We start from the raw sequence: 20,882 nt of genomic DNA on the forward strand, positions 1-20,882 counted from the left end.
GGTTAGTCGAGGCGGGTGGCGCCGGGGGACGGGAGGACCGTCAGGGTGTTCGGGGTGGTGAAGCCCTGTTCGGCGTAGGCGGTGGTGACGGCGGCGGCGACCGCGTCGGCACGGTCCGTGTCGACGAGGGCGAGGACGCACCCGCCGAAACCGCCGCCGGTCATCCGGGCGCCCAGCGCGCCGGCCGCGAGAGCCGCCTCGACCGCGGTGTCGATCTCCGGCACGGTGATCTCGAAGTCGTCGCGCATCGAGACGTGCGAGGCGGTGAGCAGCGGGCCGATGTCCCGGACCCGGCCGGCGCGCAGCAGCGCCACCGTGTCCAGCACCCGCTGGTCCTCGGTGACCACGTGCCGGACCCGTCGCCGGGTCTCCTCGTCGTCGAGCCCGGCCAACGCGGCGTCGAGCTGATCGACGGTCACATCGCGCAGCGCCGCGACGCCGAGCGCCTTGGCTCCCGCCTCGCAGGACCGGCGGCGGGCGGCGTACTCGCCGTCGGCGTGCCGGTGTGGCGCCCGGCTGTCGATGACCAGCACGGCCAGCCCGGCGGCGTCCAGGTCGAACGGGATGTGTTCGACGGACTCGTCACGGCAGTCGAGGAACAGGGCGTGCCCGCCGCGGCAGCGGATCACGGCGGACTGGTCCATGATCCCGGTCGGCGCGCCGACGTAGACGTTCTCCGCCCGCTGCGCCAGCCGGGGCTGCCGCTCGGCGGGCAGCTCCAGCCCTCCGAGGTCGAGCAGTGCGGCGAGCACGGCCGACTCCAGCGCGGCCGAGGAGGAGAGACCGGAGCCCAGCGGCACGTCGGAGGCGATCGCCAGCCGCGCGCCGGGCACCAGGTGGCCGGCCTCGCGCAGCGCCCAGACCACACCGGCGACGTACGCGCCCCAGCCGGTGACCCGGCCCGGCTCGGCGACGTCGTCCGGGCCGAACGTGATCGTCTCGTCGGAGAGCTCGGACCAGACCGTCCACCGCTCGCCGTCCTGCCGGTCGGCGGCGGCGACGGTCCGCAGTGGCAGCGCGAAGGGCAGCACGAACCCGTCGTTGTAGTCGGTGTGCTCGCCGATCAGGTTGACTCGGCCGGGAGCCGCCCAGCGGCCGGCGGCGCGGCCACCGTACTGCGCGGTGAAGCCGGCGGCGGCCCGCTCGGCGACGTCACCGATCGGGTGGCTCATGACTGCTGCTCCAGGATGTGCGTGCGGTAGAAGGCCCAGGCGTCCCCGACCATGTCGTGCAGGGTGGGCTTCTGCGGCACCCAGCCCAGCTCGTCACGGGCCAGTGCGGAGGAGGCGACCAGTTCGGCCGGGTCGCCCTCACGGCGGGGCGCGACCTCGACCGGCAGCTGGTGCCCGGTGACCTCGCGGACGACGTCGACCACCTGCCGGTTGGTGAAGCCGTTGCCGTTGCCCAGGTTGTAGATCCGGTGCTGGCCCGCACTCGCGGCGTCCAGCGCCAGCAGGTGGGCCCGGGCCAGGTCGGCGACGTGGATGTAGTCGCGGACGCAGGTGCCGTCCACGGTGGGGTAGTCGTCGCCGAAGAGCTGGAGCTTCTCCCGCCGGCCGGCGGCGACCTCCAACGCGATCGGGATCAGGTGCGTCTCCGGGTCGTGCCGCTCGCCGAGCGCGACGTCGCCGGCGAGGTGCGCGCCGGCCACGTTGAAGTAGCGCAGCGACACGGCGGCCAGCCCGTGGGCGATCGTCTCGGAGGTGAGCGCCATGTCGACGGCGAGCTTGGTGGCGCCGTACGTGTTGGTGGGCGCCTTGACCGCGGTCTCCGGGATGGGCAGCTCGGTGGGGTTGCCGTAGACGGCGGCGGTGGAGGAGAAGACCATCCGGGGCACCCCGGCGGCCCGGACCGCGTCGATCAGGGCGAGCGTGCCGACCGTGTTGGTCTGCCAGTACAGTTCCGGCTTGACCATCGACTCGCCGGCGGCGATCAGGGCGGCGAAGTGCAACACCCCGTCGAAGCCGGCGTCGGGGGTGACGATCCGCGCGGCGTCGTGGATGGACGCTTCGACGTGGGTCGCCTCGGGAGCGAGGGCCTCGCGGTGGCCGGTGCGTAGATCGTCCAGGACCACCACCTGGTGACCCGCGTCGAGCAGCATCCGGGTCACCACGCTGCCGATGAAGCCGGCGCCCCCGGTGACGAGCAGTTTCACGTCGTTGTCTCCTGCCTGGCCCCGCCCGGGACGTGGCCTCGGTGAATCACCCTACGGCGGCGGGCGCGGCCCCAGGCCGAGCACGCCGCCGTCCCCATTCCATCATAATCTCTCACGATTAAACAGAGCCGAACATTCGCCCCGCTGCCCGCGAACCCCGGTGCGGTGGGCCGCCGATGTCTACCATCTCTGTCATGCGGGAAGCGGCCCGTACCGGGCTCCGGCGAGGCACGCGGGGGCGGCCCCGCCGCGACCCTGGCCCGCTCGCCCGAGCCGTCGCCCGGGTGGTGGTCCGCGCCGCCGACGGCGCCACCCGTCTCGTCACCGACCTGCTGGGGACCGGTCCGGCAGCCGGCCGGGAACGCATCTCCGAGGCCGAACTGCGGGACCTCGTCGCGGCGAACACGCTGCTCGACCCGGATGAGCGACGGATCATCGACGAGGTTCTGGTGGCCGGCGCGAGCCTGGTCCGCGAGGTGATGATGCCCCGCACCGAGGTGGTCTTCCTGCCCGCCCGGCTGACCATCGCCGAGGCCGCCCGGCTGGTCCGCGCCGAAACCCACACCCGCTACCCGGTCACCGACGGCACCCACGACGACGTGGTCGGCTTCGTGCACCTCCGCGACGTGCTGCTGCGCCCGGACGCCGACGCGTGCGCCACCGTCGGCGAGCTCACCCGGGAGGTGAAGCGGCTGCCCGGCAGCAAGCGGGTGCTGCCCGCGCTGACCGAGATGCGCCGGGAGGGCCAGCACCTCGCGGTGGTGGTCGACGAGTACGGCGGCACCGCCGGGATCGTCACCCTGGAGGACCTGATCGAGGAGCTGATCGGCGAGATCCACGACGAGTACGACGTCGCGCCGGACCCGGTGCACGCCGGCCTGCCCGCCGTGGTCGACGGTCGACTCAACCTCGCCGACTTCGCCGAGCGGACCGGGGTGGCGCTGCCCGCAGGACCGTACGAGACGGTCGGCGGGTTCGTGATGGCCGCGCTGGGCCGACTGCCGGTCACCGGCGACGAGGTGCCCGTACCCGCTGAGCCGGCCGAAGCCGGCGGACCCGACCCGGCTGACCCACCGGGCGGTTGGCTGCTGCGGGTGCTGGCCCTCGACGGACGCCGGGTGGCCCGGCTCGCCGTCTCCGCCATGCGGGTGCCGGAGCAACGCCGTGAGCCCGCCGCCGGGTCGGCGCGCGACGCCGCGGGGCAGGCCCGGGAGGGCGGGGCCGGGCAGCGGCGCGAAGCCGGCGCAGCGCCCGCCCGCCGGATCGGCGCGAGGGAACCGCGCGAGGTCAACGCCCCGACATCGGCGGGCCGCGGCCGACCCGCCGGCCCGTCATGACGGGCCCCGTTGCTTGCTGACAGAATTGTCGGCATGTCCGACGTTCCCGCCCGCCCCCGCGTCTTCTCCGGCATCCAGCCGACGGCCGACTCGTTCCACCTCGGCAACTACCTCGGCGCGGTGCGGCACTGGGTGGCCCTGCAGGAGACCCACGACGCGTTCTACTGCGTGGTGGACCTGCACGCCATCACGGCGGGCCACGACCCGGCGCTGCTGCGCCAGCGGACCCGGGTGGCCGCCGCCCAGCTCTTCGCGGTCGGTCTGGACCCGGAGCGCAGCACCCTGTTCGTGCAGTCGCAGGTGCCCGAGCACCCGCAGCTGGCCTGGGTGCTCGGCTGCATCACCGGCTTCGGCGAGGCCAGCCGGATGACCCAGTTCAAGGACAAGTCGCAGAAGCAGGGCAACGAGCGGGCCAGCGTCGGCCTGTTCACCTACCCGATCCTGCAGGCCGCCGACATCCTGCTGTACCAGGCCAACGCGGTGCCGGTCGGCGAGGACCAGCGTCAGCACCTGGAGCTCTCCCGGGACCTGGCCCAGCGGTTCAACTCGCTGTTCGGCCCGACGTTCACCGTGCCCGCGCCGCACATCGTCAAGGACACCGCGAAGATCACCGACCTGCAGGACCCGACCGCGAAGATGTCCAAGTCGTCGTCCTCGCCGGCCGGCATCATCGACCTGCTGGAGGACCCGGCCCGGTCGGCGAAGAAGATCCGGTCGGCGGTGACCGACACCGGCCGGGAGATCGTCTTCGACGCCGAGACCAAGCCGGGTGTGTCCAACCTGCTGACCATCCACTCGGCGCTCAGCGGGCGTGACATCGACGAGCTGGTGGCCGCGTACGCCGGTCGCGGCTACGGAGACCTGAAGAAGGAGCTGGCCGAGGTGGTGGCGGAGTTCGTCCGCCCGATCCAGCAGCGCACCAGCACCTACCTGGACGACCCGGCGCAGCTGGACAAGCTGCTCGCCGCCGGCGCGGAGAAGGCCCGCGCGGTGGCCGGGGCGACCCTGCGGTCGGCTTACGAGCGGGTCGGGTTCTTCCCGCCGGTACGCGGCGAATAGCGCCGCGGGACAGGTGGGCGGGTCGGTGGCCGAAGGGGCGGCGCGCGTGGATCGCAGTGGTGGGGTGCCGCCGACCGGTGACACCATCCAGATCGGCATCGCGGTGGACATCCCGGAGCCGTGGGGCGCCCAGCTCACCCGGCGGCGGGTCGAGGCCGGCGACCCGCTGGCCGTACCCGCGCACGTGACGCTGCTCGGGCCCACCGAGATCTCGACCGCGAACCTGCCGGCCGTCGAGCGGCACCTCGCCGACGTCGCTGCCGCGCACCTGCCGTTCACGCTGCACCTGCGGGGCACCGGCACGTTCCGCCCGGTGACCCAGGTGGTGTTCGTGGCGGTGGCCGCCGGGATCAGCGAATGCGAACTGCTCGCCTCCGCCATCGCCGCCACGCCGGGCCTGCACCGCCAGACCCGCTTTCCGTACCATCCGCACGTCACCGTGGCGCAGGACGTGGCGCCGGAGGCGCTGGACAAGGCGTACGAGGATCTGGCCGACTTCTCCGCGATGTTCGAGGTGGACGCGTTCACCCTGTTCTCGCACAGCGGGCAGGCCCGGTGGCAGCCGCGTCGCGACTTCCGCCTCGGCGGCTGACCGACCGGCGACGCGCCGCCCGGCGAGCACGGGTAGCCGGTTGCCACCACGGCGGCGGAAGATCGGCGAGGATGACCGCGTGAACGTCATCGGCCGGATCGAGGCGGGCATCGACCGCTGGGTGAGCGCCGCACGCAGCCGGTCGGGGCTCTTCGACCACGTGTGGCGGGCCGGTGCCCTCTACGCCGAGGTGCTGGCCGGACGGCTGGCGGCCGCGATCGCCTACTACGGCTTCTTCGCGGTGTTCGCCCTCGCGCTGGTCGCGTACTCCATCTTCGGCGCGATCCTGGAGGACAACGACGAGGTCAGCGCGGCGGCGGCCGGGTTCCTGAAGGAGAACCTGCCGTTCCTGGACGCGGAGCAGATCGCCAACTCCAGCGGCACCGTCGGCGTGGTCGGCCTGGTCATCCTGGTCTTCACCGGCATCGGCTGGGTGGAGGCGATCCGCTCCTCGCAGCGGTTGATGTACCGGCTCAACCAGCAGCCCGGCAACCTGGTGATCCGGCGGCTGGTCGACCTGGGGGTGCTGGTCGGCGTCTTCGTGCTGCTCGGCGTCTCGGTGGCGGCGGTGGACGCGCTGGAATCCCTGCTGCGCTTCCTGCTGCGCAGCACGGGCTCGGTCGGTCTGACCACGATCAGCGCCGTGCTCAGCGTGCTGATCAACGCGGTGCTCGCCACCGCGCTGCTGGTCGCGGTGCCCCGACTGCGGGTGAGCCGGTCCCGGCTGCGTCCGGTGGTGGTGCTGGTCGCGGTCGGCATCACGCTGCTGAACACCGTCGGGCGGTACTACGTGGTGCGGACCGAGCGGAATCCGGCGTACACGGTGGTGGCCGGCGCCGTCGGCCTGCTGCTCTACCTCTACCTGCTCAACCAGCTGGTGCTGTTCGGGGCGGCGCTCCTCGCGACCAGCACGCGCGGGCGGGTGATCGATCTGGCGGAGGGCGCCCCGCCGGTGAACCTCGACGAGGACACCGATCCCGGTACGCCGGGCGGCGCGGGCTGATGACGGAAGGTACGCAGGTGCTGATCTCGGTCGACCCGGACTCGTCGGTGGCGCCGTACGAGCAGGTGCGCGGGCAACTCGCCGAGCTGATCGGCGACGGCCGGTTGCCGGTGGGCAGCCGGCTGCCCACCGTCCGACAGCTCGCCGCCGACCTGCGGCTGGCGGCGAACACGGTGGCTCGGGCGTACCGGGAGCTGGAGGCGGCCGGGCTGCTGGAGACCCGGGGGCGCAACGGCACCTTCGTCGCCCCCGGCCGGGACGACGCCGTCGACCGGCTGCACCGGGCGGCGGCCGGGTACGCGGCCGAGGCGGTCCGGCTCGGCGTGCCACCGGCCACCGCGCTCGCCCTGGTGCGCGCCGCCCTGGACGCCGCCCGCCCCGGCTGACCGGGCCGGATCGGGTGCCGGACGGGCGACAACTGAGGCGAACGGCGTTCCACGCTCGCGTTCGCAGACCATGATGAGCCCGTGGGCGCACTCATGACACTGGACCTGCCGGCCGACTCGCCGATGCTCGGCCTACCGTGGATCATCACCTTCGGCCCGCTCGGTGACCTCGACGAGTGGGAGCCCGTGGTCTGCGGGCCGTACGAGCGGCCGCACGCGCTGGCGTTGGCCGAGGCGGTGGTGGCTGAGGAGCAGCTGATGGCCGTGGTGGAACCGCTGCTGCCGGCGCTGTCCGCCGACGAGATCCGCAGCGAGATCGCCGCCGCCCAGGTCGCCGCCGAGGACGAGGCCCGGCAGGTCGAGGGGGCCGACCTGTACGGCGACTTCGAGGACGTGATCGACGAGGAGCTGGACGCCGCCGCCGACGAGGCGGGCCATGGCGAACCCGCCGAGCCGCCGGACGAGGCCGAGGTGCGCGCCGGCTTCACCCGGATCGCGGCGCTGCTCACCGCGAAGTGAGCGGCGTCGGGCCGGCGACGCCGCCCTCCCGCCGGTGAACGGCTCGGTCAGCGGGTCGGTGCGCTGTCCAGCACGCAGAACTCGTTGCCCTCGGGGTCGGCGAGCACCGTGAACTGCTCGGTCCCGCTCTGCCCGACGTCGACGTGCCGCGCGCCGAGCTCGACCAGCCGCCGCACCTCGGCCTGCGGGTCACCGTCGGCAACCAGGTCGAGGTGGAGCCGGTTCTTGCCCCGCTTGGCCGTGCCGGAGCCCTGTAACCAGAAGCTGGGCGACGACGCGGACGGCTGGCCCGGCGGCCAGAGCTTGGCGCTGCCGTCGTCACCCCGCTCGATCTCGTAACCGAGCGCCGCGGACCAGAAGGACACCATGAGGTCCAGGTCCTCGACGTCGATCGTGCACTGCGCGATTCGTACCGCCATGGGTTTGCCGTACCCCCGGCCACGACGGCGTACACCTCGGCGCAGACGGACACCGGCGCCACACGGAGCGGACTCCGCGCGGCGCCGGCGCCACCTCACCCCCCACCACAAGGGGCCGGTAGCCCAGTCGCCCGTCGGCGCGGGGCACGACGGACGACCAGGTCGATGACGGGTTACCCGCTCAGCGCCGTTCCAACCAGGCGGCCGCGTCGACCGGCAGCAGGTGGCCGGAGCCCTGCCCGGTGAGCGCCTCGCTGGCGACGAGCGGTTCGCCGTATCCGTCGATGGGGACCGGCGCGCCGCTGAGGTTGACCACGCAGGTCAGCACGGTCGCGCCGGCGGTGCGGGAGAACGCGAGCACGCCCGGCCCACTCTCCAGCCAGGTCACCCCGCCGGCGTCGACGGCCAGCGCCGGGTGCTCGTGCCGGATCCGCAGCGCGGCCCGGTACAGCTCCAACGTGGAGCCGGGCACGCCGGTCTGTGCGGTGACGGAGAGGGCCGACCAGGTCGCCGGCGCGGGCAGCCAGCTCTGCTCGCTGCCGGCCGGCCCGAAGCCGTACGGGGCCAGCTCGCCGCTCCACGGGATGGGCACCCGGCAGCCGTCCCGGCTCTCGCCGGTACGCAGGAACGCCGGGTCCTGGCGCAGCTCGTCGGGGAGGTCGAGCACCTCGGGCAGGCCCAGCTCCTCGCCCTGGTAGAGGTAGGCGCAGCCGGGCAGGGCGAGCATCAGCAGGCTGGCCGCGCGGGCACGGCGCAGCCCTTCGGCGCCGTCGCCGTAGCGGGTGACGTGTCGCTGCTTGTCGTGGTTGGACAGCACCCAGGTGGTGGGCGCGCCGACGACGGTCGACTCGGCCAGCGCGGTGTCGATCACCTTGCGGAACGAGTCCGCCGACCAGGTGGCGTCGAGGAAGTCGAAGCTGAAGGCCTGGTGCAGCTCGTCGGGGCCGATGTAGCGGGCCAGCCGCTGCGGGGTCTCGGCCCACGCCTCGGCCACGGCCATCCGGCCGCCGGGGTAGCTGTCCAGGATGGGCCGCCAGGCGCGGTAGATGTCGTGCACCTCGTCCTGGTCGAAGTAGGGCAGTCGGCCCTTGCCCAGCAGCTCGACCTGGCGCTGGCCGGTGGTCACCGTGCTGAAGCCGACGTCCGGCAGCCCTTCGGCCTTGATCATGCCGTGCGCCACGTCGATCCGGAAGCCGTCCACGCCCCGGTCCAGCCAGAACCGCAGCACGTCCTCGAACTCGGCGCGGACCTCGGGGTGGCGCCAGTTCAGGTCCGGCTGGGACGGGTCGAACAGGTGCAGGTACCACTCGCCGTCCGGGACCCGGGTCCAGGCCGGCCCGCCGAAGATGCTCTCCCAGTCGTTCGGGGGCAACTCGCCGTGCGCGCCCCGGCCGTCGGCGAACAGGTAACGGGCCCGCTCGGGCGAGCCGGGGCCGGCGTCGAGGGCGGCCGTGAACCAGCGGTGCGCGCTGGAGGTGTGGTTGGGCACCAGGTCGACGATGATCCGCAGGCCGAGGGCGTGCGCGTCGGTGATCATCGCGTCGAAGTCGGCGAGGGTGCCGAACATCGGGTCGACGTCCCGGTAGTCGGCGACGTCGTACCCGCCGTCGATCATCGGAGAGGTGTAGAAGGGGGTCAGCCAGAGCGCGTCCACCCCGAGGTCACGCAGGTACGGCAGGCGCTGCCGGATGCCCTGGAGGTCGCCGGTGCCGTCGCCGTCGCTGTCGGCGAAGCTGCGGACGTACACCTGGTAGACGACCGCGGAGCGCCACCAGTCGTCGTCGGTGGTGCGGGGCGGGGTGGCGGTGCTGGCGGTCATCGGTTGGCGTTCCCCGTCTGTCTCGGGCCGGGTGCGGTGCCACCCGGCGCGGTATGGCCGGTGGCCCGCGCGGGTGTCTCAGCAATATGCCGGCCGAGCGCTGCAAGAGTCAAGCAGTTCTTGCGCAAGGAAGTGCCATGGTTGCGGCGGCAGTTGGCTGGTGTGGCCGGCGGTACGGCCCGTGTTCAGGCGGAAACGGCCAGCGCGGACGAGCCGGGCCGGTGCCGGTTGGCCCCTCCCGCGCTGGGGCGGGCCGGCACGACGGCCGTGGAGCCGCGCACCACCAGCTCCGGGCGGAACAGGTACTCCGAGTGCGGAGCGCCGTGCCCGTTGATCTCGTCCACCAGGGCCCGGACCGCCGCCACCGCCATCGCGGTGACCGGCTGCCGCATGGTGGTCAGCGGCGGGTCGGTGAAGGCCATCAGCGGCGAGTCGTCGTAGCCGACCACGGAGAGGTCGCCGGGGACGGTCAGGCCGCGCTGGCGAGCCGCCCGGATCGCGCCGAGCGCCATCAGGTCGGAGCCGCACACGACACCGGTCACGCCGCGGTCCAGCAGCCGGCCGGCCGCGGCCTCGCCACCCTCCACACCGAACAGCGACAGCTCGGCCAGGGGACCCAGGTCGGCCTCGGCGGCGCCGGCCAGCCGGGTCATCGCGGAGCGCCAGCCGGCCACCTTGCGCTGCACCGGGACGAACCGGTCGGGCCCGGTGATCAGGCCGATCCGGCGGTGGCCGAGGGCCACCAGATGGGCCACCGCCAGCTCGGCGGCCTCCCCGTCGTCGCAGGAGACGAAGGGGGCGCCGATGCCGGGCACGTACCCGTTGATCATCACGACCGGCAACGGCCGGGCGATCAGCGCCCGGTAGCGGTCGTGGTTGGCGGCGGTGTCGGCGTGCAGGCCCGAGACGAAGACGATCCCGGAGACCTGCCGGTCCAGCAGCATCTCGACGTACTCGTCCTCGGTGACGCCACCGGCGGTCTGGGTGCAGAGCACCGGGGTGAACCCGCTCTGCGCCAGCGTCGACTCGATGACCTGGGCGAAGGCCGGAAAGATCGGGTTGTCCAGCTCCGGCACGACCAGGCCGACCAGCCCGGCGCTGCGCTTGCGCAGCCGTGCTGGTCGCTCGTAGCCGAGCACGTCGAGGGCGGTGAGGACGGCCTGCCGGGTCTCCGGGGCCACGCCGGGGCGGTCGTTGAGCACCCGCGACACCGTGGCCTCGCTGACTTCGGCCTGCTGGGCGATGTCGGACAGTCGAGCGCGCATGGCGGCACTTTAGCCCACCGGCAAGTTCTTGCGGGGCTCTCTGCAAGCCCTTCCATTATCTGCAACCTCTTGCTAACGTCCCGGCAACATGCGAGAGCAGCGGCGCGGTATTGACGCGCCGGTTGGCAAGAATTTCCAGAGGTTCCCACTGGCGGGCTGCCCTTCCCCCGGCGGACCCGCCATGACGACAGGAGTACCGATGCGCATCCGTACCGCGGGTGTGGTCGCCCTCTTCGCCCTGGCGCTCGCCGCCTCCGGCTGTGGTGGCGACAGCGACGAGCCGGCCGCGAAGGAATCCCCCAAGGCCGCCGGCGGCAAACTGGTGATCTGGGCGGACGACAAGCGGACCGCCGCCCTCAAGCCGTTCGCCGAGAAGTTCGGCCAGGAGAACGGCGTCACCGTCGAGGTCCAGGCCGTCAGCAAGGACCTGCAGACCAACTTCGTCACCGCCTCGCAGCAGGGCAGCGGCCCCGACGTGGTGGTCGGCGCGCACGACTGGATCGGCAACCTGGTGCAGAACGGCGCCATCGACCCCGTGCAGCTCGCGGCCGAGCAGAAGAGCGCGTTCAACGAGACCGCCATCAAGGCGGTCACCTTCAACGGCCAGCTCTACGGCGTGCCGTACGCGCAGGAGAACCTCGCTCTGATCCGCAACACCGAGCTGGCCCCCGAGGCGCCGAAGACCATTGAGGACCTGGTCACCACGGGCAAGCAGCTCAAGACGGCGAAGAAGGCCACCGAGACGCTCTGCCTCCAGGTCGGCCAGAACGGCGACGCCTACCACATCTACCCCCTGTACACCTCGGCCGGCGGCTACCTCTTCGGCACCGGCGCCAACGGCGACTATGACCCGAAGGACCTGGGCGTGGGCAAGCCCGCGTCGATCGAGGCGTTCAAGAAGATCGGCGCGCTGGGCGAGAAGGGCGAGGGCGTGCTCAAGCGCTCCATCGCGGACACCAACTCGATCGCCACCTTCACCAGCAAGAAGTGCGCGTACCTGGTCTCCGGCCCGTGGGCGGTGGCGGACGTCAAGAAGGCCAACATCAAGTACGACATCTCCGCCATCCCCGGTTTCGCCGGTGGCAAGGAAGCCCAGCCGTTCGTGGGTGTGCAGGCGTTCTACGTCGCCACCAAGGGCAAGAACAAGGCGCTGGCCCAGGAGTTCGTGGCCAACTACACCACCACCCCCGAGCTGGCCGTCGCGCTGTACAACGCCGAGCCCCGCCCGCCGGCGCTGACCGCCGCCCTCGACCAGGTCAAGGGCAGCGACCCCGACCTGGCCAAGTTCCAGGAGGCCGGCAAGAACGGCCAGGTGCTCCCGGCCATCCCGGCGATGGCCGCGATCTGGGACCCGTTCGGCAAGGCCGAGGCCGCCGTCATCGGTGGAGCCGACCCGACCAGCACCATCACCGCAGCCGGCAAGACCATCTCCGGCCAGATCAAGTAATGAGCACGCCGCTGTCCGGCCCGGGGTCTGCCACGCAGGCCCCGGGCCGGGGGCCGGTCGGCTCCCGGCCCCCGCGCTCCCGTGCCACGCGTGACCACGCGCCGATCACCCTGACCGGCGTGGCCGGCAAGGTGCTCCTGCTCGGCCTGACCGCCGGTATCGCGGTCTGGGCGGCCTTCCCGCTCATCGACGGCGAGAAGTGGGCCGGCCTGGCGCTGCTGGCGGCGACCACCGCCGCACTGTTCTACCTGTACCTCACCCGCCGGCACATCCCCGCCAAGTACCTGGTCCCGGGCACGTTGTTCCTGATCGCCTTCCAGGTCTTCCCGGTGCTCTACACGGCCAGCACCGCCTTCACCAACTTCGGCGACGGGCACCGGGGCGGCAAGGACGAGGCGATCGTCGCGATCCAGACCTCCTCGGTCACCCAGGTGCCCGGCTCCGCCGAGTACGCCCTGTCGATCGCCACCAAGGGCGACCCGGCCACCGGTCCGCTGGTCTTCCTGGTCACCGACCCCACCACCGGCACGGTCTCCGCCGGCGACACCGGCGGGCTACGCCAGCTCGACGCGGCCGACGTCACCGTCGCGCCGGGCGGCAAGGTCACCGCCGCCGACGGCTACACCGTGCTGAACTTCGGCCAGGCCAGCGCCCGCAGCAAGGAGATCACCGACCTGGTGGTGCCCACCGCCGGCGGCGCGCTGCGCTCCAGCGGCCTGTCCCGCGCGTACGAGGGCAAGGCGGTGCGGGCGTACGAGGCCGGCTGCGACTGCGTACGGGACACCGAGACCGGGCAGACCTGGACCGCCGACGAGGAGCTGGGCGCCTTCGTCGCCGCCGACGGCGAGCGGCTCGCACAGGGTTGGAAGGTCAACGTCGGGCTGAGCAACTTCACCCGGGTGCTCACCGACAAGAACATCTCCGGCCCGTTCCTCGGCACCCTGATCTGGAACATCGCCTTCGCCGTCGCCTCCACCGGCGGAACGTTCCTGCTCGGCATGTTGATCGCGCTCGTGCTGCACTCGCCCCGGATGCGCGGCACCCACCTCTACCGGGTGCTGCTGGTCCTGCCGTACGCCATGCCGTCGTTCGCGATGCTGCTGGCCTGGCGGGACATGTTCAACGCCGACTTCGGTCTGATCAACAACCTGCTCGGCCTGGACGTGGACTGGTTCGGCCAGCCGTGGACGGCACGCTTCGCGGTCATCCTGGTGCAGCTCTGGCTCGGCTATCCGTACATGTTCCTGGTCGCCACCGGCGCGTTGCAGGCCATTCCGCGGGAGCTGACCGAGGCGACCTCGGTCGACGGGGCGTCGCCCTGGCAGTCCTTCCGCGCGGTCACCCTGCCCCTGCTGCTCGTCGCGCTCTCCCCGCTGCTGATCTCGTCGTTCGCGTACAACTTCAACAACTTCAACGCGATCTACCTGACCACCGAGGGCGCGCCGTTCCCGGCCGACAACCCCACCAACGGAGCGACGGACCTGCTGATCACGTACACCTACCGGCTCGCCTTCGGCGGGCAGGGCGCGCAGTTCGGCTTCGCCGCCGCGATCTCGCTGTTCATCTTCGCCATCGTCGCGGTGGTCTCGGCGGCCAGCTTCCGGCGGACCCGTAAGCAGGAGGAGGTGTACTCGTGACCACGCTCACCGGGGCTGCGCGTACCGGCGACCCGGCAGGCCCGCCGGCGGTCAACCGCAACGTCGCCGGCCGGCGACGCAACCGCTGGTTCGCGCAGGTCGGCTGGCGGCATTTGGTCGCCGCGCTCGGCGTGCTGTTCAGCCTCTTCCCGATCGTGTTCGTGCTCTCCGCGGCGCTCAACCCGCTCGGCACGCTCTCCACCACCGAGCTGGTGCCGACCGACGGGGTGTCGCTCGGCAACTTCGGCGGGTTGTTCGAGCGGACCGCCTTCGGGCGGTGGTTCCTCAACTCGCTGCTGATCGCCGGGGTGGCCTCGTTCGCGTCGGTGTTCCTCTCCGCGCTGGCCGCGTACGCCTTCTCCCGGATGCGGTTCCGCGGCCGGCGGGTGGGGCTGCTCGCCCTGCTGTTGATCCAGATGTTTCCGCAGTTCCTGGCGATCGTGGCGATCTACCTGATCTTCGGCACGATCACCGATCTGTGGCCGGCGATCGGCTTCAACACCCCCTGGGGGTTGTTGCTGCTCTACATGGGTGGCGCGCTCGGCGTGAACACCTGGTTGATGAAGGGCTTCTTCGACACCCTGCCGCGGGAGCTGGACGAGTCGGCGACCATGGACGGGGCGTCGCACGCCCAGGTCTTCTTCCGGATCATGCTGCCGCTGGTGGCGCCGATCCTGGCGGTGACCGGGCTGCTGGCGTTCATCGGCACCATCAACGAGTTCCTGATGGCCAACGTGTTCCTCACCAGCAGCGACTCGAAGACCCTCGCGGTCGGCATGTACGGCCTGTTGCAGGGCAACGAGCGCAACAACAACTTCGGGATCTTCGCCGCCGGGACCCTGCTCACCGCGATCCCCACCGTGCTGGTCTTCCAACTGCTCCAGCGCTACATCGTGTCCGGGCTGACCGCCGGCGCGGTGAAGGGGTAACTCGTGCAGCCGCACCACGACGGATCGGCCAGTTACGTCCCGCAGCAGGAGCCCACGCTGGGGGAGACGGTCGACGTCTTCGTCCGTGCGCCGGCCGGGAGCGACATCCAACAGGTGCACGTACGCACGACCGGCGATGGTGAGCCGCGTTTCCGCGAGGCCACTGTGGACCGCGTCGACGGTGGGGTGGTCTGGTGGCGGGCCGAGGTCGAGGCGCGCAACCCGGTGAGCAACTACCGCTTCCTGCTCTCCGGGCGACGGCGTACCCGGTGGCTGACCGCCGCCGGTCCGGCCGACCACGACGTGCCCGACCACGGCGACTTCAAGCTGGTCACGCACGCGCCACCGCCGGCCTGGGCGCGGGACGCCGTGATCTACCAGATCTTTCCGGACCGGTTCGCCCGCTCCGCGGCGGCCGGCACCCGGCCGCTGCCGGACTGGGCGATCCCGTGCGACTGGGACACTCCGGTGATCGGGCGCGGCCCGGAGACGCCGCACCAGCTCTACGGCGGCGACCTGGACGGGATCTCCGAGCGGCTGGACCACCTGGACCAGCTCGGGGTGAACACCGTCTACCTGACCCCGGTCTTTCCGGCCCGATCCAACCACCGCTACGACGCGGCCAGCTTCGACCGGGTCGACCCGCTGCTCGGCGGGGACGCCGCGCTGGCCCGGCTCGCCGACGCGGTACGGGCCCGGGGCTGGCGGCTGCTCGGCGACATCACCAGCAACCACACCGGCGACGCGCACGACTGGTTCACCGCCGCGTCCTCCGACGTCCGCGCTCCGGAACGGGAGCTGTACTACTTCGACGGCAGCACCGGGGACTACGAGTCCTGGAACGGGGTCAAGTCGCTGCCGAAACTGAACTGGGGCAGCGCCGAGCTGCGCCGCCGCTTCGCCACCGCCGACGACGCCGCGCTGCGCCGCTGGCTCCGACCGCCGTACGGGCTCGACGGGTGGCGGGTGGACGTGGCGAACATGACCGGCCGGCGGGGCGCCGACGCGTACACCCACGAGGTGGCGGCGCTGCTGCGTTCGGTGGTCGTCGGGGACCGGCCGGACGGCCTGCTGATGGCCGAGCACGGCCACGACCACACCGGTGACCTGGATCGCGACGGCTGGCACGGGACCATGAACTACGTCGGCTTCACCGACCCGGTCTGGTCCTGGTTGCGGCACGGCGACCAGCCGGCGCCGAACTTCCTCGGCACGCCGGGCGGCGTCCCACGGCGGGACGCGGACGCGGTGCTCGCCACCATGGACGCCTACCGGTCGCTGGTCTCGTGGCGGGCGTACACGCACTCCTGGCAACTGCTCGGCTCGCACGATTCGGCCCGGATCCGGACGGTGGTCGGCGACGCTGCCCGCCAGGAGGTGGCTGCCGGCCTGCTCGCGACCATGCCCGGCATCCCGATGATCTTCGCGGGGGACGAACTCGGCCTGACCGGCACGAACGGCGAGTCCTCGCGTACCCCCATGCCGTGGCACCGGCCGGAGAGCTGGGACGCCGGCACGCTCGCCGCGTACCGGGCGCTGATCGCGCTGCGGCGGGGCGAGCCGGCGCTGCGCCACGGCGGCCTCCGCCGGCTGCACCACGACCCCGACACGCTCGTCTTCCTGCGCGAGGCGCCGACCGGGGCCGTGCTGGTGCTCGCCCGGCGGGCTGCCGGTGCGCCGGTGCGGCTCGCCGGGCTGCCGGCCGCGGAGAACGTGTACGGCGGCGCTCCGGCGCTGCGGCCCGGCCCGGACGGCACGCTGACCCTGCCCGGTGACGGGCCCACCTTCCAGGTCTGGCGGCTGTGCTGAACCCACCACGGTGGCCCGGACGCGCCGAGTGCCCCGACCCCCTACTACAAACTGTCGTTGGTAGGGGAGGATGGGCGGCGTGGAAGCACTGCGACTGATCCTCCTCTATGTCCATCTCATCGGGTTCGCCCTGCTGCTCGGCGGCTCGATCGCCCAGTACGTCAGCGGCCGGCTACGGATCAACTCGGCCATGCTCTGGGGTGCGGTGATCCAACTGCTGACCGGGCTCGGCCTCTCCGCTCCGCTGCGCGACGGTGACGAGCCTTCGCCGGCGAAGCTTGTGACGAAGTTGGTGATCGCGCTGCTGATCTTCGTCATGGTCTTCTTCTCCCGGAAGCGGGACGTGGTCAATCGCGGCCACTTCCTCGCGATCGTCGGTCTGACGCTGGTCAACGCGGCGGTCGCGGTCTTTTGGCGGTAACGTCCGGGAAGGGAATGACCGTCGATCTTGAACGCGTCTCGCCAACGGTGGTGGTGGTTTCTAAGGTTCAGTGCAAACTGATCTTGGTTGTGCTGGGGTGTCGGTGGCCAGGCCGGGTGTGTTGACGTTCTGGCATCGGCAGGTGTTGGAGCATCTGTGGGGTGCGGGTCGGCGTATTAGTGAGAGCGCCGGTTTGTTGGTGGTGCCGGTGTGCACGGCGTCTCGGGAGGTGTCCCGGCATCACTCCGCGCGGCATGGGACGAAAAACCCGCTCGGGCGGTTGTTGACGTGCGAGCGGGTTCGTCGGTCCTATCGGTGGGGGTATCAGGCGCAGTGGGCGCAGCGGCGGGCTGATGTGGCGCGGCGGCGGTCGAAGCCGTCGAAGTTGGGGTCGGGGACGCGGCTGCGGCAGGTGGTGCGGGGGAAACTGGCGCGTAGGTGGTCTCCGAAGCAGATCGCCACGTGGCTGCGGGCCACGTTCGCTGACCGGCCGGAGTTGTGGGTGTCGCACGAAACGATTTACCAGGCGATCTACGTTCAGTCGCGGGGCAGTCTGCGGAGGGAGTTGACCCGGCAGGTCGCTCTGCGTTCGGGGCGCGCGGATCGGCGCCCACAGTCACGGGCCGCGGCGGGTGGCCGTAGTCGCCGGCCGTGGATCGGGGACCTGCACATCAGTGCCCGTCCCGCCGAGGCCGACGACCGGGCGGTGCCCGGGCACTGGGAAGGCGACCTGGTGATCGGTAAGGCCTGCGCCTACCAGCACACCTGCGCCGCTCCCTGACCTGGGACCAAGGCAGCGAGATGGCCGCTCACGCCGCATTCACCGTCGCCACCGGCTGCCCGGTCTACTTCTGCGACCCCCACAGCCCCTGGCAACGCCGGACTCTGTCGAGGCTTGTGTTGGCGAATGATCCATAGTACAAATAGATATCCATCGCCACGGGGTGATGACTTGGTGGAGAGGAATCTAGTGAAACTAGTGCCCAAATTTAATGTGCAGCGAATCGTGGTGCTCGCCGCTTCTCTTGCTATCACCGGCCTCGGTGTGACTCTCCCCGCCAGCCCGGCTGCCGCCGCCCCCACTGGCTGCTCCAAAACCGACAAGTACGGCCCGCCCGGCGAGGTTTGGGTGAAATGCACGGGCGGGACGGGCTACTACCGCGCGGGCGCTTATTGCACGACGCAGCCTGGAGGGGGCGGGGCAGTGACCGTATTTGGCGTTTGGCGTGGGGCGAAGTCGGGTGACAGTTCCGTGGCTACCTGCCCTGGCGGTCAGCCCTACTTGTATACGGGATGGTCCGAAACCAGGTAATCGGGAGGGTTTGGAGGGGCGGCGTTGTTGGCCGTCCCTCCAAACTTTGCCAGGGATCCTACTTCCTATCGATGCTTTTCTGAGTGCGTCTCGAATGCTTCTGACTTCGATTCTCGGCGCTGCAAGTTCGATTAACCTGCGTGACTCTGGTCGCCTGTCCTGGAAGGCGCTCGCGGTAATGTTATATGTCGAGAGCTGTTGTCTACTACGCTGACGGAGTGACCTGCGCGAGTTCGGCGAAGAGAAGGTTGCGCAAGTAAGTGAGACAGCTGATCGGCGCAGGCTGACGATAGACAGGCAGGAGAACTCCTTCAGGCAGCTTCCTTGACCTATGTCAGCCCGTGCGGACGCACGCTGATTGGATGTGCCCTGATGCTGGTACGGCGATCCTCGCGGCAAAAGAGGACAGGCGTCGCGACGGGTGGCGGGTTGATCACGAACCTGTGGTGGATCTGCCAATGCTTGAGCGCGGTCGAAGGCCAGTCTGCCGGCGCCGGGGGCGAACGGGACGAGGCGTACCGGCGGGACGAAGAGTCCGGGTCACACTGCAGCGCCATCGCGTCGGCTACATCTCCCCGTTCCCCCAACCAGCGGATCCCGAACGCTGTGGCTGGCTGGTCGGCTGTTCGCCTGCGCTGCTCCGGTCGGGGAGACCCTGCTGTGCGGCTCTGGCTGGCTGAGGACGAAGTAGTGGCCTTGTCGTGGCAGTACAGCGGCGCCAACATGAGTGCGCTGCTCCGCCGCTTCGGACTCGGCGCACACTGCAGCTCCTCCTGGGCGGCAACCCGCTTTTGAAGATTCCCGATGCCGGAGCCGGTGGCGCACCAGGGTGTGTCACTGGTCGGAGCACACGGAAACCTCTGCTGCGATCGTTAACTCCTTCGACGGTGCTGGCTCGGCACTGCTAGTGACGTTCTTGGAAGCACGCCTCGCCAGGCGAAGCCTTCTGCTGAACCCCGATTGTGGGCGACCCTGGCGGGCCAGGTTCGAGCGGGTGGCTTTAGGCATGGGCTGATCCGACGTCTACTACGATCCGTCGTTCTTAGGGGAGTATGGCGACCGTGGAAGCTCTCAGACCCATCCTTCTCTACGTCCATCTGATCGGGTTCGCCCTGCTGCTCGGCGGCTCGATCGCCCAGTACGTCAGCGGCCGGCTACGGATCAACTCGGCCATGCTCTGGGGTGCGGTGATCCAACTGCTGACCGGGCTCGGCCTCTCCGCTCCGCTGCGCGACGGAGACGAGCCGGCGCCGGCGCCGGCGAAGCTTGTGACGAAGTTGGTGATCGCGCTGCTGATCTTCGTCATGGTCTTCTTCTCCCGGAAGCGGGACGTGGTCAATCGCGGCCGCTTCCTCGCGATCGTCGGCCTGACGCTGGTCAACGCGGCGGTCGCGGTCTTTTGGCGGTAACGTCCGGGGAGGGGGCCGCCCCTGAAAAACGGACGTTCGTGACGCCTCGGGTGCTCGCCTACCAGCACGAAGAGTGACTTGCCCCACCCAAGGGTTACACCCGGGTAACAGGCGCTCAACAGTCGTGCACGATTGTCGGCCGGTGGGTGGGCGCGGGCGTACGCTCCCGTCCGTAACGTGGGACAGCCGGCGGCACACCGCAGGTCGGCTGATGGGCTGCCACCGCACTAGGCGCGGTGTGCAATGGGAAGGAGACGTCTTGCGCTCGGTGCGTGGGATGCGGATCGCCTCGATCTTCGCGGTGGGTGGGCTCGTGCTCAGCGCCGCCGCGTGTGGCGAGGCCCCCGAGGATGACAACAACGCCGGCAGTGGCGCCAAGAAGTTCAGCGCCTGCATGGTGACCGACGTCGGCGGCATCGACGACAAGTCGTTCAACGCTTCGGCCTGGAAGGGCCTGCAGGAGGCCAAGGCCGCCAACGACAACATCGACATCAAGTACGTCGCGTCGAAGGCCGAGGCCGACTACGAGCCGAACCTGACGCAGTACGTCAACCAGAAGTGCGACTTCATCCTGGCCGTCGGTGGCCTGATGTCGGACGCCACCAAGAAGATCGCTGCCGCGAACCCGAACCAGGAGTTCGGCATCGTCGACGCCAACCCGGGTTTGGACAACATCTACCCGATGCAGTTCGACACCGCCCAGGCCGCGTTCCAGGCGGGCTACCTGGCCGCCGGGCTGACCAAGAGCGGCAAGGTGGCCACCTACGGCGCCCTGCCGATCCCGCCGGTGACCATCTTCATGGACGGCTTCGTCGACGGCGTGACGTACTACAACACCACGAAGAAGAAGAGCATCCAGGCGCTCGGCTGGGACAAGGCGACCCAGAAGGGCTCCTTCACCAACGACTTCGCCAAGCAGGACGAGGGCAAGAAGGTCTCCGACGCGCTGGTCGCCCAGGGTGCGGACATCATCATGCCGGTCGCCGGCGGCTCCGGCCTCGGCACCACCGCCGCGGCCAAGGCCTCGGGTGGCAAGTACAGCACCATCTGGGTGGACGTCGACGGCTGCGAGAGCACCCCGGACTGCTCGGCGATCATCACCACCGTGGTCAAGAACATCCCGGAGGCCGTCAAGGAGGCCGTGGTGAAGGCCGCCGCCGGCGACAAGCTGCCGGCCAAGCCGGGCTTCGTCGGCACCCTGGCCAACAACGGTGTCTCGATCGCCCCGTACCACGACTTCGACAGCAAGGTTCCGGCCGAGCTGAAGGCCGAGGTCGACAAGATCAAGGCGGACATCGCCGCCGGCACCATCACCGTCACCTCGCAGGCACAGCCGACCAAGTGACGACCGGCCGACCCCTCCG

18 protein-coding genes and 1 pseudogene are annotated in these 20,882 nt (G+C 70.8%); 14 read left to right on the forward strand and 5 right to left on the reverse strand.

Annotated elements, in window-relative coordinates; genetic code table 11:
* Positions 1–2: 2 nt before the first annotated feature.
* Together galK and galE are read right to left on the reverse strand one after the other, a co-directional pair.
* Positions 3–1,172 carry a galactokinase gene (gene galK, locus EAD98_RS23300; RefSeq protein ID WP_121656146.1) on the reverse strand — a complete coding sequence of 390 codons (1,170 nt, stop codon included), beginning with the start codon at positions 1,170–1,172 and terminating at the stop codon, positions 3–5.
* Complete coding sequence (gene galE / locus EAD98_RS23305; RefSeq protein WP_233578319.1) at positions 1,169–2,101, reverse strand: UDP-glucose 4-epimerase GalE; 933 nt, start codon at positions 2,099–2,101, stop codon at positions 1,169–1,171. Before galE ends, galK begins: the two co-directional genes overlap by 4 nt.
* Before the next feature lie 248 nt (positions 2,102–2,349).
* Between galE and EAD98_RS23310 the strand changes: the two genes are divergently transcribed.
* The 6 genes from EAD98_RS23310 (at position 2,350) to EAD98_RS23335 (ending at position 7,051) form a co-directional block, all read left to right on the forward strand.
* Complete coding sequence (locus EAD98_RS23310; protein ID WP_121656148.1) at positions 2,350–3,492, forward strand: hemolysin family protein; 1,143 nt, start codon at positions 2,350–2,352, stop codon at positions 3,490–3,492.
* 33 nt (positions 3,493–3,525) lie between these two features.
* On the forward strand, positions 3,526–4,551 hold the full coding sequence (gene trpS / locus EAD98_RS23315) for a tryptophan--tRNA ligase (protein ID WP_121656149.1): 1,026 nt from the start codon (positions 3,526–3,528) through the stop codon (positions 4,549–4,551).
* A 25-nt stretch (positions 4,552–4,576) separates the two neighbouring features.
* Entirely contained in the window at positions 4,577–5,143 is a 567-nt protein-coding gene (locus EAD98_RS23320) for a 2'-5' RNA ligase family protein (protein ID WP_199723511.1), read from the forward strand.
* Between the two features lie 79 nt (positions 5,144–5,222).
* Positions 5,223–6,146 (forward strand): YihY/virulence factor BrkB family protein, encoded by a 924-nt coding sequence (locus EAD98_RS23325; RefSeq protein WP_121656151.1) that lies wholly within the window; start codon positions 5,223–5,225, stop codon positions 6,144–6,146.
* On the forward strand, positions 6,146–6,532 hold the full coding sequence (locus tag EAD98_RS23330; protein ID WP_121656152.1) for a GntR family transcriptional regulator: 387 nt from the start codon (positions 6,146–6,148) through the stop codon (positions 6,530–6,532). Before EAD98_RS23325 ends, EAD98_RS23330 begins: the two co-directional genes overlap by 1 nt.
* 81 nt (positions 6,533–6,613) lie before the next feature.
* On the forward strand, positions 6,614–7,051 hold the full coding sequence (locus EAD98_RS23335) for a hypothetical protein (protein WP_089017805.1): 438 nt from the start codon (positions 6,614–6,616) through the stop codon (positions 7,049–7,051).
* A 47-nt stretch (positions 7,052–7,098) separates the two neighbouring features.
* Here EAD98_RS23335 and EAD98_RS23340 read toward each other — a convergent pair whose 3' ends face one another.
* The 3 genes from EAD98_RS23340 to EAD98_RS23350 all read right to left on the reverse strand — a co-directional run bounded on the left by EAD98_RS23340 (position 7,099) and on the right by EAD98_RS23350 (position 10,554).
* Positions 7,099–7,470 (reverse strand): VOC family protein, encoded by a 372-nt coding sequence (locus EAD98_RS23340; protein WP_121656153.1) that lies wholly within the window; start codon positions 7,468–7,470, stop codon positions 7,099–7,101.
* 181 nt (positions 7,471–7,651) lie between these two features.
* Positions 7,652–9,289 (reverse strand): glycoside hydrolase family 13 protein, encoded by a 1,638-nt coding sequence (locus EAD98_RS23345; protein ID WP_121656154.1) that lies wholly within the window; start codon positions 9,287–9,289, stop codon positions 7,652–7,654.
* A 185-nt stretch (positions 9,290–9,474) separates the two neighbouring features.
* Positions 9,475–10,554, reverse strand: a complete 1,080-nt coding sequence (locus EAD98_RS23350) for a LacI family DNA-binding transcriptional regulator (RefSeq protein WP_121656155.1) — start codon at positions 10,552–10,554, stop codon at positions 9,475–9,477.
* A 199-nt stretch (positions 10,555–10,753) separates the two neighbouring features.
* Here EAD98_RS23350 and EAD98_RS23355 point away from each other — a divergent pair, with 199 nt between their 5' ends.
* The 8 genes and pseudogenes from EAD98_RS23355 (at position 10,754) to EAD98_RS23390 (ending at position 20,863) form a co-directional block, all read left to right on the forward strand.
* The gene (locus EAD98_RS23355; RefSeq protein WP_121656156.1) at positions 10,754–12,001 is read left to right on the forward strand and encodes a maltose ABC transporter substrate-binding protein; all 1,248 of its coding nucleotides are present in this window, start codon (positions 10,754–10,756) and stop codon (positions 11,999–12,001) included.
* Positions 12,001–13,638, forward strand: coding sequence for an ABC transporter permease subunit (locus EAD98_RS23360; protein WP_121656157.1), 1,638 nt, complete (start codon positions 12,001–12,003; stop codon positions 13,636–13,638). The genes EAD98_RS23355 and EAD98_RS23360 overlap by 1 nt, the downstream gene beginning before the upstream one ends.
* A 113-nt stretch (positions 13,639–13,751) precedes the next feature.
* The gene (locus tag EAD98_RS23365; protein WP_233583938.1) at positions 13,752–14,567 is read left to right on the forward strand and encodes a sugar ABC transporter permease; all 816 of its coding nucleotides are present in this window, start codon (positions 13,752–13,754) and stop codon (positions 14,565–14,567) included.
* A gap of 3 nt (positions 14,568–14,570) precedes the next feature.
* Positions 14,571–16,376 carry a glycoside hydrolase family 13 protein gene (locus EAD98_RS23370; RefSeq protein ID WP_121656159.1) on the forward strand — a complete coding sequence of 602 codons (1,806 nt, stop codon included), beginning with the start codon at positions 14,571–14,573 and terminating at the stop codon, positions 16,374–16,376.
* A 79-nt stretch (positions 16,377–16,455) separates the two neighbouring features.
* Positions 16,456–16,797 carry a hypothetical protein gene (locus tag EAD98_RS23375; protein WP_121656160.1) on the forward strand — a complete coding sequence of 114 codons (342 nt, stop codon included), beginning with the start codon at positions 16,456–16,458 and terminating at the stop codon, positions 16,795–16,797.
* Positions 16,798–17,158: 361 nt separating this feature from the next.
* A pseudogene (locus EAD98_RS31325) lies at positions 17,159–17,676 on the forward strand (transposase); the annotation flags it as partial.
* A gap of 1,494 nt (positions 17,677–19,170) precedes the next feature.
* The gene (locus EAD98_RS23385; RefSeq protein WP_121656172.1) at positions 19,171–19,518 is read left to right on the forward strand and encodes a hypothetical protein; all 348 of its coding nucleotides are present in this window, start codon (positions 19,171–19,173) and stop codon (positions 19,516–19,518) included.
* A gap of 277 nt (positions 19,519–19,795) precedes the next feature.
* The gene (locus tag EAD98_RS23390; RefSeq protein ID WP_121656161.1) at positions 19,796–20,863 is read left to right on the forward strand and encodes a BMP family protein; all 1,068 of its coding nucleotides are present in this window, start codon (positions 19,796–19,798) and stop codon (positions 20,861–20,863) included.
* Positions 20,864–20,882 lie beyond the last annotated feature (19 nt).

It is taken from the genome of Micromonospora sp. CV4 (assembly GCF_003667455.1).
Classification (GTDB): domain Bacteria; phylum Actinomycetota; class Actinomycetes; order Mycobacteriales; family Micromonosporaceae; genus Micromonospora.